The following is a 14,414-nucleotide window of genomic DNA, read 5'->3' on the forward strand; positions in this document are numbered from 1 at the left end:
TATGGACGATAAAAAAAAGCTTTTTCGTATAGGTCAAAGAATTGAAATTAGCAGAGAAGAGAAGAGAGGAAGAAAATTTTATCCGAGTCAAATTTTGGATATTATCGATAAAAATGTTTATGTCATCAGTGGGCCTATATATAAAACTTCTTTCATAATGGTTCATAAAAATGAAATAATTAAAATTTCTTGTGCAGTAAAAAATAAAGGAAGATTTTGTTTCGAAGGAAGAGTATTAGAAAGAAAGTTCAATAAGATATATATAGTTAAAATTCAACAAGTAAGCAAAGTTTACAGGACTCAAGAAAGGAATTATTACAGATTTCCTATAAATATAAAGGTAATAAAAAAGTTTGTTGTAGGAAAAAGCGAAAAAGAAGAAATCATTGAAGAAAATTGTGAGTCAAAGGATATAAGCGGAAACGGCATAGCCTTAAAAACATCTTTTAAACACAGCATAGGAGATATCGTAGGAATGAGTTTTGATATAAATGACAGAACAATTAATGTTATGGGAAAAGTAGTGAGAATAAAGCCTGTAGATGTATTTTATTATAAATATGAAATTGGAGTAAACTTTTGCGATATCGCTTCGAAAGATAGGGAGACAATAATAAAATATATATTTGAAAGGGAAATAAGAATGAGAGAAAAAGGGTTGATATAATGATTAAAGTATTAATAGTCGATGATTCTGCACTAATAAGGAAAATTCTTTCTGATATATTAAACGAGGATGAAGAGATCCAAGTTATAGCGGTAGCAAGCAATGGAAAAGATGCGCTGGAGAAGATAGTACTTTTTAAACCGGATGTTGTTACTTTGGATATGGAAATGCCGGTAATGGATGGCATTGAAACTTTAAAAAATATTGTTGCCAAATATAATATTCCTGTACTGATGATAAGTTCTTTGACTACTGAAGGTGCGGAATATACTATAAGAGCTTTGGAGGAAGGAGCGGTAGATTTTATTCCCAAACCTAAGAATATATTTGGATTGGGAGGAAGTGCAGAAAGAAAGAAAATAATAGACAAGGTAAAGATTGCCAGCAGATCCAATAGAAGAAGATTATATAAAAAAATTGATATTTCAGAACCTGTTAAAAAGAAGTTTGATTTTGATATTCTTAGCGGAAGTAGCTACAATAATATAGTTGCTATTGGTACCTCAACCGGAGGACCGAGAGCTCTACAAGAAATAATACCAAAGATTCCTTATAATATTAATGCTACTATAGTGATAGTCCAGCATATGCCTCCTAATTTTACGAAATCTCTTGCGGACAGGCTTAATTCTTTGTCTCAGGTATTGGTAAAAGAAGGAGAAGAAGGGGAAAAACTTAAAAGAGGATATTGCTATATAGCACCGGGAGATTATCATCTATTAGTAGGTAAAAGAGGAGACGATTTATTTATTAAATTAAATCAGAGTCCTCCTATTTTGGGATTAAGACCGGCAGTAGATCCCATGATGGAATCAGTTGCTAATATAGAGCATAAGAAAAAAGTAGGCATTATATTAACCGGAATGGGATCTGACGGAACATTAGGGTTAAAAAAGGTAAAAGAAAAAAAAGGTTTTATCATTGCACAAGATGAAAAGTCATCGGTGGTTTTCGGAATGCCAAGGGCAGCTATTAATATAGGAATTGTTGATAAAATATTGCCTTTAGAGTCAATCGCCGATGAGATTATAAATCAAGTGGGGGTGTTATAAATGGATTTGGACATTAGTCAATACTTAAATGCATTTGTGGAAGAATCAAAAGAACATATACAAAATATGAATGAAATACTTTTAGATCTTGAAAAGGATGTTCACAACCAGGACATATTAAATGAGTTGTTTAGAATAGCTCATACCTTAAAGGGAATGGCCGGAACAATGGGATTTAACAGTATGGCAAATTTGACTCATCAGATGGAAGATGTTCTTCAGGGAATAAGAAGTGGAGAAATTCAAGTATCAGAGAATACCATGGATGTACTCTTCGAATGTGCAGACGTTTTGGATTCATGCATATCTCAAATATCCGAAACAAGCAAGGAACCGGAAGACGATTATAGTGTTCTTATCAATAAATTGAAAAAGGCAATGAATAATGAAGAAAATGAAAGCAATGAAGACAATAAGGATAATAAAGATTATGAAAAACCAAAGAAGGAAAAAGTTGAGTTTAATGAATATGTAAATAATGTTTTATGTAAAGCCAGTTCCCAAAATTTAAACAGTTTTCAGATAGATGTTCGTTTGAAAAGTACATGTATGCTTAAATCGGCAAGAGCGTTTGTTGTATTTAATACATTGGAAAACTTGGGAGAAATTATTTATTCGAATCCATCGGCAGAAGATATTGAAGACGAAAAATTTGATTTGGAATTTTCTATAGTTATAGTCACTAAAGAGGAGAAAGAAAAAATAGAAGGAGAGTTGAACGGCATATCGGAAATTGAGAATATTCAGATTGCCGATCTGACTGAATTGGAAGTAAAAACGGAACAAGTTAAGTCTAAGGATATTACCGCGGAAAGAGAGTCTGTGACTCAAAAAGAAAAGAAAGAGAAAAATGGCGGCACTGTTTCCAAATCTGCCAAAGTAGGAAAGACTGTAAGAGTTGATATTGATAGATTGGACAATCTTATGAATCTTGTCAGTGAGCTTATTATTATAAAGACAAGAATGGAGGGAATAGGAGAAACTTCTAATAAAGAAGGCATGAATGAAGCCATTGAATACTTAGAAAGAATTACTACAAGCCTTCACGATGCGGTAATGAAAGTGAGGATGGTTCCTATTGAACGAGTGTTTAACAGATTTCCGAGAATGGTCAGGGACTTATCGAAGGAATTGAAAAAAAATGTTTCCCTTCAGATGTCCGGAGATGAAACGGAAGTTGATAGAACGGTTATTGATGAAATTGGGGACCCTCTTATTCATTTAATCAGAAATTCAATAGATCATGGAATAGAACATCCGGAAGAAAGGAAAAAGCTTGGGAAGGATGAAACAGGCACGGTTATATTAAAAGCTTATCCTGACGGTAATAATGTAGTGGTAGAAGTAGAAGATGACGGCAGTGGAATTAATTTTGAAAAAATAAAGAAAAAAGCTGTGGAAAAAGATTTGATAAATGGGAAAAATGCCGATACGATGAGTAAGGAAGAAGCAATTGAGCTTTTGTTTAAGCCTGGATTCAGTACTTCAGATGTAATCTCGGATGTATCGGGAAGAGGGGTAGGATTAGATGTAGTTAAGAGCAAAATAGAATCCATAGGTGGATCTATAGAAGTGGAGACAAAAGAAGGAAAAGGAACTAAATTTATAATCAGAATACCTTTAACTCTGGCAATAATTCAAGCGTTGCTGGTAAAGGTAAAAGAAGAAATGTTTGCAATACCTTTAAGTTCAATATCGGAAATTATTAATATAAATAAAGAACAGATAAGAAATATACAAGGACAGGAAATAATACTATATAGAGGAAGAACCATTCCCGTAATAAGGCTGAATAAAATAATCCATACTGAAATAGATGAAGAAAGAAACGAGCTCGTTTCCATTATTGTAAAGAAAGGGGACAAGCAGGCTGGATTAGTAGTGGACAGTCTCTTAGGACAGCAAGAAATTGTAATAAAGCCTTTAGGAAAGTATTTATCAAATGTTAAATATCTCGCAGGTGCAACCATATTAGGTAATGGGAAAATTTCTTTAATATTAGACGTAAATTCATTATTTTAGGGAGGGAAGATGAGATGGCTTCTGATCTGAATAAATATGTGATATTTAAATTGATAGATGAGTATTACGGATTAGATATCGAAAATGTAATATCGGTTGAAAAGATGCAAGAATTTACAAGAGTTCCGAATGCGCCTTCTTATGTAAGAGGAGTAATAAATTTAAGAGGAGAAGTTATACCTGTTATTGATTTAAGAGAAAAATTAGGATTGAAATTAAAATCTACTGATGAAAATACAAGAATAATAATTGTTTCTGAAAGTGAAATAAATTTGGGAATTGTTGTAGATTCATCTTCGGAAGTTTTAGAAATACAAAGAAGTCTTATAGATAAACCTTTAGCATCGGAGGAGGAATCCAATAATTATTTAAAAGGTATAGGAAAAGTTGATGGAAGATTGATTATAATTATTGATTTGGAAAAATTAATTGAAGCTTAAATGGGGTGTTAAGATATGTCTATAAATATAGATGACATTAATAGCAATATTCTTGATGTTTTAAAGGAAATCGGAAATATTGGTTCCGGAAATGCGGCTACTGCTCTTGCCAATATGATATCTAAAAGGGTTAACATGGATGTACCTCAAACCCGGCTATTGGAATTCAAAGATGTTTCTAACCTGCTGGGCGGAGAGGAAAATCCGGTAGTAGGTATATATTTTGAAATGAAGGGAGATGTAGTAGGCAATATAATGTTTGTCCTGGACTTAAATTCTGCTAAGAATTTAACTGAAATGCTCTATAGTCATGATACGGATTCAGATGATTTGACTGAAATGGACATATCGGCATTATCGGAAATAGGTAATATAATATCCTCTTCCTATGTAAATTCTTTAAGTGAATTAACAGGATTAAAGATTAAAATTTCGGTTCCGTCTTTATCTATAGATATGGCAGGAGCGATACTTAGCGTACCTGCAATTCAGTTTGGCCATATAGGAGATCATGTGTTGTTTGTAGAAACTAAATTTGAGGAAGGAAAGAGGGAAGTTATAGGAAATCTTTTTTTAATTCCGGAAATTCAATCTTTTACTAAAATATTAAACGGCTTAGGAGTTTTGTAAAATGGGTGTAGTAATAAAAGTTGGAATGTCTGATTTAAATGTTTTAAAAGCACCGGGGATATTGACGACCTTAGGCCTCGGATCTTGTGTGGGAATAGCAATATTTGATAAAAGAAGAAAGATTGCAGGATTGGTACATATTATGCTTCCTTCCAGTAACGAAATAAAAAATAACGGAAATAAAGCAAAATTTGCGGATACCGGAATAGAAGTTTTAATTGAAGAAATGATTAAATTGGGTGCTAATAAAAGAGATTGCATTGCAAAAATTGCCGGAGGGTCTCAGATGTTCACATTTAATTCTAACAATGATATCTTGAAGATCGGGGAAAGAAATGTTAAATCTGCGAAAGAAAAATTGAGTCAATTGATGATACCCATTGTTGCTGAGGATACAGGAGGTAATTTTGGAAGAACGATAGAATTTAATTCGGAAGATGGAACTCTTTTCATAAAAACAATTGGTCATGGAGTTAAAACTATTTAGTTTATTCCTGTGGAGGTAGCCTTATGACAACAAAAGAATTATGGTATAAATATAAAGAAACAAATGATATGGAATCAAAAAAGGAATTGATAGAAAAATATGTTCCCTTAGTTAAAGTTGTAGCGGGAAGAATGTTCAACTTTTATGGAAGTAAAATTGAATATGATGATCTGGTAGGGTTTGGAGTGCTGGGACTTATAGACAGTATTGAGAGGTTTGATCTGCATAAAAATATAAAATTCGAAACCTATGCTCAGATACGAATAAAAGGTGCAATTATTGATAATATAAGAAAACTTGACTGGATTCCAAGATCTTTGAGGAAAAAGTCAAAAGATGTACAAAAAGCCATTTTTGAATTGGAGAACAAACTGGGATATAATCCTTCTAACGAACAGATATCCGAGTATTTGCATATTTCACTAAAAGAAGTGGAAAATATGCTGTCAGATATAACTACATTTAATGTTGTATCTTTGGAGGACTTTTTAAATGAAAACGGAGAATACTTTTTTGAGGTAAAAGAAGATGATAAGGATACTCCTGAGAGGGTTTATGAAAAGGACGAAATAAAAAAAATACTGGTTGATACCATAGATGCTCTTCCTGAGAAAGAAAAACTTATAATTTCTTTGTATTATTATGAAGAATTGACTTATAAAGAAATAGGTCATATTTTGAAGTTATCTGAATCAAGAATATCTCAAATACATAGCAGGGTGTTAATAAAAATAAAAAACTGTTTAATTAAGAGTGGAATAAATTCAAATGATTTGAGGTGATTAATATGGGTACTGAAAAAAATATTTCCATAGAGTTATCCCGGGACAAAAAAGAGGGATATCTAACTTTAAAAACCGATAAAGATTTTGAAGGTTTTAGAGAAAAAGATTATGATTTTATATTGGAAAAAATAAAAGAGGTTATTAAAGTTCCAATAGACGAAAAAATGATCAGGAATATATTAAAAAACAGACTATATGACGAAAAATTTTTGATAGCTTCATGGATGGAACCTATTAATGGCAAGGATGGATATATAAAAAATTATTTTGATTCAGAAAAAAGCATGGTACCAAAGGTATTGGAGGACGGAACGGTTGATTACAAGAACTTAGATATGGTTACAAATGTTAAAAAGGGTGATATTCTTTCAGAACTTATTCCGCCGGAAGACGGTAAGAACGGGATGAGAGTAACGGGAGAGATAATTCCGTGTAAACAAGGTAAAAAAGCGTTTTTCAAAAGAGGCAAAAATGTAGGTATCAGTGATGACGGTTTATATGCAGTTGCTTTAAAAGCAGGGCAGGTCAAATATATGGGCAATAAAATATCCGTATTCGAGAACTTAAATCTTTCTTCTGTGGACAATTCCACCGGAAATATTAATTTTAATGGTAACGTTACAGTAAAAGAAAATGTAATGAACGGTTTTACCCTTAAGGCAGAAGGAGATATAAAAATAATGGGTATTGCAGAGGGAGCTTATATAGAGAGCCAAGGAAATATATTTGTGAATACGGGAGTTCAAGGATACGGCAAAGGAGAAATTAAAGCTCAGGGTAATTTAACCACAAGATTTATTCAAAATAGCATTATCAATTGTGCAGGAGATATAACTGCAGAGACGATAATGCATAGCGACGTAATAAGTAAGGGGAATATAAATGTAATCGGGAAAAAAGGGTTGATTGTAGGCGGGACGTATAGAGCCAACAGGGAAATAAATGCAAAAATTATTGGATCATCCATGGCTATTTCAACCATACTGGAGGTAGGAACAGATCCTCAGATTAGATTAAAAAATGAAAATGTAAAGAAAACTCTTGATGACATTAGAAATAACTTAGATAAGATTGATAAAACTATTGATGCCTTGGAAAAAAGAGGTAAATTAAGTAATGAAAAGAAAGAAATGTATGATAAACTTGTTTATACACAAAAAAATTTATATGAAAAGATGATAGAGCTTAACAGGCAATATAATGAAAGTAAGACTTATATTGATGAGATGTCGGTAGGAAAAATTAAAGTCGAAGATATAATACATCCAGGGGTAAAGGTTATAATAGGAAATGCCGTTTTACTTATTAGAGATGAATTGAGGCACTGTACATTATATAATAGTGAAGGAGAAATAAGGGTAGGTCCTTATTAGGAGGGGATAATATGCCAGTCAGGCCTGTAGATTATATTCCTCTGGTACATCAAACTCAGGAATTATCAAAAGTAAAACAATCGGAAATTGAAAGAACTAAAGTTCAGATGGAAAATAACTTTGTTCAAAAGGAAAAGACAATTAAAAGGAATGAGACAAGAGTCAATGATCCGGAAAAAAATGAGAGGGTAAGGATCGATCCAAATAGTAAAAGACAAAATACTAACGAAAATAAAAAGAGAAAAGAAGAAGAAAATAAAATCGTAAAAGACAGAAAGAATGAAGAAGTTAAAGAAGGAAGTAAGATAGATATTAGGATTTAAGAGGTGTAAAATAGTGTTGTATAATGTATTGATGATTTTGGGAATTTTTTGTATTGTTATTTCTTTTATATTTTTAAATTCTTTTTCCAATAAAGAAAAAGGGTTCTTTGATGAAATTACCGATATGTATAAAGACATCGAAAAATATAAAGATCATATGGAGGTAGCCATAGATGATTTAGAAAAAATAATTGATTTTTCAGTTGATAAGGCAGACAAATATATTTCCGATTATCCTGTTGCCAAAAAGGAAGAAAGAAATGCCTCACTTACACAGGAAGATGATTTTTTCATAATAAATCATAAAGATGAAGATGATTTATCAAAAAAGGTGTTTGAACTTAAAAATATCGGAATGGATAATAAAGAGATTGCACAAAAACTTAACAGAGGAATAAGAGAAGTGGAAATCATTATAAAAATGAATAGCCAATTGAAAAAGTAATTTTTACTATTAAATTGTTTAATATAATAAATTATGACTGATAAAGTTAGTATTTATGCCTATTGTGGGAGTCTTGAAGAAAAATGTGAGGCTCCCTTTTTCGTATATGCATTATCTTTGGAGTGGGGATATAAAAGTAAACTTGACAAAATATATCCAGAATGATATATTAATTATGATAGATAAAATTTTATTGAATGGAGGGAACTAGTTGCTGATTACACGGGAAACAGATTACGCGTTGAGAATTTTGCGCGTATTGGCAAACGGGAAACGGGTTACTTCAGGTGAGATATGTAAACGTGAATTGCTTCCTCAGCAGTTTGTATATAAGATTTTAAAGAAGTTGGAGAAGGCAGGAATTATACAGATTACCCGAGGTGTTGACGGGGGCTGTAGATTAACCGGAGACCTTAAAAAGCTCAGTTTATATGATTTGACTGAAATCGTTGAGGGAAATAAGTTTATAAGCGCTTGTATGCAACCTAATTTTCAGTGTGCATGGAGAAAGAAATACAACTCTAAGTGTAATGTACATTGTCATTTATTGAAAATCCAGGAGGTATTTGATAGAGAATTGCGTATCCATAGTATTTATCAAATATTATTTGAACAAGTTTAACTTTTTATTTAAATGGATTTGAACATTAAATATATTTTACATATAAAGTGGACAATTTTTATCAAGTATATGAAACCCGTTTAAAATGCTGGTTTGCTACCATAAAATTAGGTATTTGGTATGCTTTATAATAAGTTTTATACAAATAAAATATAATTTAAATAAAAGGAGGGAATGGTATGTTTTTTAAGACAAGGGAAGATCATGAATCTTTACGTACAAAAATTCGAGAATTTGCGGAAACTGAATTGAAACCTCAAACGTTTCTTCTTGATAAGGAGAATGAGTTTCCTACAGAGATTGTTAGAAAAATGGGAGAGATGGGTTTGATGGGAGTTCCATATCCTAAGGAGTATGGCGGTTTAGACTTGGATATGATCAGTTACGCTATTGCCGTTGAGGAGATTTCTCGAATAGATGGGGGCACCGGAGTTATTCTTTCTGCTCATGTTTCTTTAGGATCGTGGCCCATATTTGCTTATGGTACAGAAGAACAAAAACAAAAATATCTGATTCCTTTGGCAAAAGGCGAAAAATTGGGGGCATTTGGTCTTACAGAACCAAATGCCGGCAGTGATCCGGGGGGAATGGAAACCACGGCTGTTCTTGACGGTGATTATTATATACTGAACGGCGGAAAGATTTTTATAACAAATGCAGATAAAGCTGATATCTATATTATTTTTGCTGTTACTATACCGGATATAGGAACTCACGGTATTAGTGCATTTATTGTGGAAAAAGGATGGGAAGGTTTTACTTTTGGAGATCACTATGACAAGATGGGTATCCGTTCGTCTTCTACTGCTGAATTGATTTTTAATAATGTGAAAGTTCCAAAGGAAAATTTATTAGGAAAGGAAGGAGACGGATTTAAGATCGCAATGTCTACTTTAGATGGCGGTCGTATCGGTATTGCCTCCCAGGCTTTAGGTATTGCTCAAGGAGCTTATGAAAGTGCTTTAGAGTATTCCAAAGAAAGAATTCAGTTTGGAATGCCTATTTGTTATCAGCAGATTATTTCATTTAAACTGGCTGATATGGCTACAAAGCTTCGAGCATCCCGACTTATGGTATATAGTGCTGCCGACCTTAAGGAAAATCATGAGTCTTATAGTATGGAATCTGCCATGGCAAAGCAATATGTTTCTGACAATTGTTTGGAAATTGTAAATGATGCCCTTCAAATTTTTGGAGGTAATGGGTATTTGAAAGGCATGGAGGTAGAGCGGGCTTATCGTGATGCAAAAATTTGTACAATTTATGAAGGCACCAACGAAATTCAACGGATAGTTATTGCGTCTCACATTATCGGGAAAATGCCAAAAAATGAAGCCACCACACGGGGAAAACGAGGGTCCTTAACCGGAACACGCAAAAAGATGATTTTTAAAGATGGTACTGCCAAAGAACAAGTAGCTGCTTTGGTAGATGCGTTGAAAGCGGATGGATATGATTTTACCGTAGGGATAGACATTGATACTCCTATTTCCAAAGCTGAGAGAGTTGTAAGTGTAGGCAGGGGAATTGGCAATAAAAAAAATATGTTCATAGTGAAAGATCTTGCTGTTCAAGCAGGCGCAGCTCTGGGTTCTTCCCGTCCTGTAGCCGAAACCCTGAAATATGTTCCCCTAAACCGTTATGTTGGAATGTCGGGACAAAAATTTAACGGCAATTTATATATAGCCTGTGGTATTTCCGGAGCAGGTCAGCATTTGAAAGGAATTAAAGATGCCACTACCATTGTTGCTATTAACAATGATCCAAATGCTCCTATTTTTAAAAACTGCGATTATGGGATTGTAGGAGATATGATGGAAGTTGTTCCGCTACTTACTGCCGCCCTTGATAATGGCGAACCTAAAAGGTTAGCACCTCCCATGAAAAAAATGAAGAAGGCTGTTCCGAAAAAGGTCGCTCCGTCTTGGAAGAGATATGTCTGCAACGGATGTGGATACGAATACGATCCTGCTGTCGGAGATCCGGATAATGATATTCAGCCGGAGACTATTTTTGACTCCCTTCCCGAAGAATGGATTTGTCCTGAGTGCGGCGAAGAAAAGAAAAATTTTATAGAAGTATAATAAAATTGCTAAAAATAATAAATATTTATTTAATGTAAAGGAGGATTTGGTATGCATTGTGTTAGAAAAGTAATTGATGATCTTTATTGGGTAGGAGCTAATGATCATCGTCTTGCATTATTTGAAAATATTCATCCTATTCCACGAGGTGTTTCTTATAATTCATATGTGCTTTTGGATAAACGGACAGTTCTTTTTGATACGGTAGACTGGTCGGTTTGCCGTCAATTTTTAGAAAATATTGAAGCGGTTTTGAAAGGCAGACAATTGGATTATTTAGTGATTAATCATTTGGAGCCTGACCATGCTGCATGTATTGAAGAGATTTTATTGCGTTATCCTAAAATCAAAATTATAAGTAATGAAAAAGCTTTTATGATGATGCGACAGTTTGGTTTCCATATTGATGAACGCATTGAAGAGGTTAAAGAAGGGGATACGAAATCTTTCGGGAAACATGTGGTGACTTTTGTATCTGCGCCGATGGTTCATTGGCCTGAAGCCATGGTTACTTTTGATACGACTAACGGAGTTCTTTTTTCTGCAGATGCTTTTGGTTCCTTTGGTGCTTTAGACGGAAAACTTTTTAATGATGAGGTGAATTTCGAACGTGATTGGATAGATGATGCCAGAAGATATTTTACAAATATCGTAGGAAAATATGGTCCTCACGTTCAGGCACTGCTCAAAAAGGCTTCAGGAATTGATATTAAAATTATATGCCCTCTTCACGGTCCCGTATGGCACAGTAATTTAGGATATTTTTTGGATAAATATGACAAATGGAGCAGATATGAACCGGAGGAAAAGGGAGTTATGATCGTATATGCTTCTATGTATGGCAATACCGAAAGTGCGGCGACCATCTTGGCCTCAAAGTTGGTAGAAAAGGGTTTAACTAATTTGGTAATGTACGATGTCTCTAATACCCATGTATCCTATTTGATTTCTGAAACATTCCGTCTCAGCCATGTAGTATTGGCTTCCGTTACTTATAATTTGGGAATTTATCCAATGATGCACAGTTATCTGATGGATATGAAGGCATTAAATTTGCAGAAACGTACTTTTGCCATTATAGAGAACGGTTCTTGGGCTTGTAAGTCAGGAACATTGATTAGAGAATTCCTGGAAAATGAAGTTAGGGATATGACTGTTTTAGATGAAAAATTGACTCTAAATTCAACTATGAACGAAGATAATCTTTCGGATATGGAAGTTCTTGCTGATAGCATTATTAAGTCCATGAAATAATTTTTTTATAACCTGTGGGAAAGCCATATTTACCTTAATTTATACTTGACCTAAAATGGGTTTCAAAAAAGGTTTCATTAATATATTAATGAAACCTTTTTACTACTACTAATAATACCTTTTTGAATTCAGGGAGGTATTATTTATATAATCTTAAAAATATCTTTTACGGTATCATTGCTTTTTAACATAATAAAATTTGGAGGAATTGCTTGAGAATGGATGCAGAATGTGATATAACATAATCGGCGATAAGTTTTATAATGTCAAAGAAAAGGAGATAATATAGATGAAGGCGGGTATATTTTGGAGAAAGCTCAGAAATGTAGAGCAGCAAATGAGACTTACCTCTGACAAGGTTTATGATGATGCTTATGAAGAGGCCTACCATCATTATTCAGCTTTGAAAACTGCCGGTTATGATGCTTGCCTCTTACAATGGAAAAAAGACCCCAGAGAAACTTTTGATGATATTAAAAAAGAAAATATTGATATTATATTTAACGCATCCAGTACAAAGGAAATTGCGTTTTTAGAAACCTTCGGTATTCCTTATGTTGGGTCGGGAATTGACCTTGTACCATTAAACAAGGCTCAAAGAAAGGAAATTGTGATTTATAATAAACTTCCAACCCCTAAGTTTGTCATAGCCGATGATGCAAATAGGATACCGGAAATAAATTTAAATTATCCTCTTTTTGCTAAACCTATTGCAGGAAGGGGAAGTGCCGGTATTGGTGAGGATAATATAATATACAGGAAAGAAGAATTACCAAGGGTAGTGAAAAAGATTACCGAAAATATTGGGCAGAGAGCATTAATAGAGGAATTTATAGAAGGAAGAGAGATAACCGTCGGCATCATAGGCTATAAAAAACCCATAGTGCTACCTATTGTAGAAATAGGGTACAATTCTGTTAAAACCAATACATTTGAACATAAAATGTATGATAAAGAAATAATATATTGTCCTGCTGATTTTTCAAAAGAAGAGGAGAGGCGTATTAAAAATACGGCTTTAAAAATATACAGGGTATTGAATGCAAAGGATTATTCCAGAATTGATATGATTATAGGAAAAAACGGTATACCATACTTTTTGGAGCTTAATACCTTTGCCGGACTTACTATGGATTCGAAAAAAGATGAGTACGGCGATATGAAAGTTCATCATGGATATATGGGATATTCCGCAAAGGCTGCAGGAATGACTTCATCAGAGTTCATAAGCACTATTTTAGAAAGCGGGATAGAAAGATATGGTTTAAAAAATAAGGATAAAAGAAAATTAATATCTTAATGTAGTGTGAAGAAAAGGAATGTATAAAAAAATAAAAATATGTTGATTATAGCAATGATATATGCTATACTACTATAGTGATTACACACATTCGTGGATTTTTAAAGACGTGCCTTTGATGGTACTTTAAGAAGATGAGATGAATGGAGGAATAAAACATGGAGGTGAATTTAAATGTCAGTTATTACGATGAAAAGTTTATTGGAAGCAGGGGTACACTTTGGACATCAAACCAGAAGATGGAACCCTAAGATGGCAGAGTATATATTTACTGAAAGAAATGGTATATATATCATTGATCTTCAGAAAACGGTGAAGAAAGTAGAGGAAGCTTATGATTTTGTAAAAGAAGTATCCGAAAATGGTGGAGAGATATTGTTTGTAGGAACTAAAAAGCAAGCTCAGGAAGCAATAGAGTCGGAAGCCAAGAGATGTGGTATGCACTATGTTAATCAGAGATGGTTAGGCGGAATGTTAACTAACTATAATACCATCAGAAAAAGAATTGACAGATTACAAGAGTTAAATACTATGGAGGAAGACGGAACTTTTGATCTTCTGCCAAAGAAAGAAGTAATTAAATTAAAACATGAAAGAGACAGACTGGAAAAGTTCTTAGGCGGAATTAAGAATATGAATAAAATTCCTGATGCTATCTTTGTAGTCGATCCAAGAAAGGAAAGAATAGCGGTTAAAGAAGCTAAAATATTAGGAATACCTGTTGTTGGTATTGTTGATACAAACTGTGATCCGGATGAAATAGATTATGTAATTCCGGGGAATGACGATGCTATAAGGGCAGTTAAGTTATTAACTGAAACTGTTGCAAATGCAGTATTGGAAGGAAAACAGGGAGAACAGATGGAAATTTCTGAGGAATAAATAAGAGGGTAAGGGGGAGAGAAGATATTTTCTTATTTCACTCTTACC

15 protein-coding genes are annotated in these 14,414 nt (G+C 33.5%); all 15 read left to right on the plus strand.

Translation table 11 applies throughout. The features are described from left to right. Position 1: 1 nt before the first annotated feature. The 15 genes from EQM13_RS08535 (at position 2) to rpsB (ending at position 14,366) form a co-directional block, all read left to right on the plus strand. The gene (locus tag EQM13_RS08535; RefSeq protein ID WP_071138747.1) at positions 2–667 is read left to right on the plus strand and encodes a flagellar brake protein; all 666 of its coding nucleotides are present in this window, start codon (positions 2–4) and stop codon (positions 665–667) included. Continuing rightward, positions 667–1,719 (plus strand): protein-glutamate methylesterase/protein-glutamine glutaminase, encoded by a 1,053-nt coding sequence (locus tag EQM13_RS08540; RefSeq protein ID WP_114217792.1) that lies wholly within the window; start codon positions 667–669, stop codon positions 1,717–1,719. The genes EQM13_RS08535 and EQM13_RS08540 overlap by 1 nt, the downstream gene beginning before the upstream one ends. Beyond that, positions 1,720–3,741, plus strand: coding sequence for a chemotaxis protein CheA (locus tag EQM13_RS08545; RefSeq protein ID WP_206172971.1), 2,022 nt, complete (start codon positions 1,720–1,722; stop codon positions 3,739–3,741). Between the two features lie 14 nt (positions 3,742–3,755). After that, positions 3,756–4,181: a chemotaxis protein CheW gene (locus tag EQM13_RS08550; protein WP_114217791.1), complete on the plus strand. Its 426-nt coding sequence runs from the start codon at positions 3,756–3,758 to the stop codon at positions 4,179–4,181. Between the two features lie 15 nt (positions 4,182–4,196). Then, on the plus strand, positions 4,197–4,811 hold the full coding sequence (locus EQM13_RS08555) for a chemotaxis protein CheC (RefSeq protein ID WP_071138744.1): 615 nt from the start codon (positions 4,197–4,199) through the stop codon (positions 4,809–4,811). A gap of 1 nt (position 4,812) precedes the next feature. Then, the gene (locus tag EQM13_RS08560) at positions 4,813–5,298 is read left to right on the plus strand and encodes a chemotaxis protein CheD (RefSeq protein ID WP_114217790.1); all 486 of its coding nucleotides are present in this window, start codon (positions 4,813–4,815) and stop codon (positions 5,296–5,298) included. Between the two features lie 23 nt (positions 5,299–5,321). Continuing rightward, positions 5,322–6,080: a sigma-70 family RNA polymerase sigma factor gene (locus tag EQM13_RS08565; RefSeq protein ID WP_071138742.1), complete on the plus strand. Its 759-nt coding sequence runs from the start codon at positions 5,322–5,324 to the stop codon at positions 6,078–6,080. Between the two features lie 5 nt (positions 6,081–6,085). Continuing rightward, entirely contained in the window at positions 6,086–7,456 is a 1,371-nt protein-coding gene (locus EQM13_RS08570) for a DUF342 domain-containing protein (RefSeq protein ID WP_114217788.1), read from the plus strand. Between the two features lie 11 nt (positions 7,457–7,467). Beyond that, entirely contained in the window at positions 7,468–7,779 is a 312-nt protein-coding gene (locus EQM13_RS08575; protein ID WP_128752451.1) for a hypothetical protein, read from the plus strand. Between the two features lie 13 nt (positions 7,780–7,792). After that, the gene (locus EQM13_RS08580; protein ID WP_071138739.1) at positions 7,793–8,224 is read left to right on the plus strand and encodes a DUF6115 domain-containing protein; all 432 of its coding nucleotides are present in this window, start codon (positions 7,793–7,795) and stop codon (positions 8,222–8,224) included. Positions 8,225–8,435: 211 nt separating this feature from the next. Further along, the gene (locus EQM13_RS08585; protein WP_071138738.1) at positions 8,436–8,846 is read left to right on the plus strand and encodes an RrF2 family transcriptional regulator; all 411 of its coding nucleotides are present in this window, start codon (positions 8,436–8,438) and stop codon (positions 8,844–8,846) included. A 179-nt stretch (positions 8,847–9,025) separates the two neighbouring features. After that, a complete protein-coding gene (locus EQM13_RS08590) occupies positions 9,026–10,930 on the plus strand; it encodes an acyl-CoA dehydrogenase family protein (RefSeq protein ID WP_128752452.1) in 1,905 nt (634 codons plus the stop codon). A 51-nt stretch (positions 10,931–10,981) separates the two neighbouring features. Then, positions 10,982–12,184: an FprA family A-type flavoprotein gene (locus EQM13_RS08595; RefSeq protein ID WP_128752453.1), complete on the plus strand. Its 1,203-nt coding sequence runs from the start codon at positions 10,982–10,984 to the stop codon at positions 12,182–12,184. 289 nt (positions 12,185–12,473) lie between these two features. Next, the gene (locus tag EQM13_RS08600; protein WP_114217783.1) at positions 12,474–13,484 is read left to right on the plus strand and encodes a D-alanine--D-alanine ligase family protein; all 1,011 of its coding nucleotides are present in this window, start codon (positions 12,474–12,476) and stop codon (positions 13,482–13,484) included. Positions 13,485–13,658: 174 nt separating this feature from the next. Then, a complete protein-coding gene (gene rpsB, locus EQM13_RS08605) occupies positions 13,659–14,366 on the plus strand; it encodes a 30S ribosomal protein S2 (RefSeq protein WP_071138735.1) in 708 nt (235 codons plus the stop codon). The last annotated feature ends 48 nt before the right edge of the window (positions 14,367–14,414 follow it).

The organism is Acidilutibacter cellobiosedens, assembly GCF_004103715.1.
GTDB lineage: Bacteria > Bacillota > Clostridia > Tissierellales > Acidilutibacteraceae > Acidilutibacter > Acidilutibacter cellobiosedens.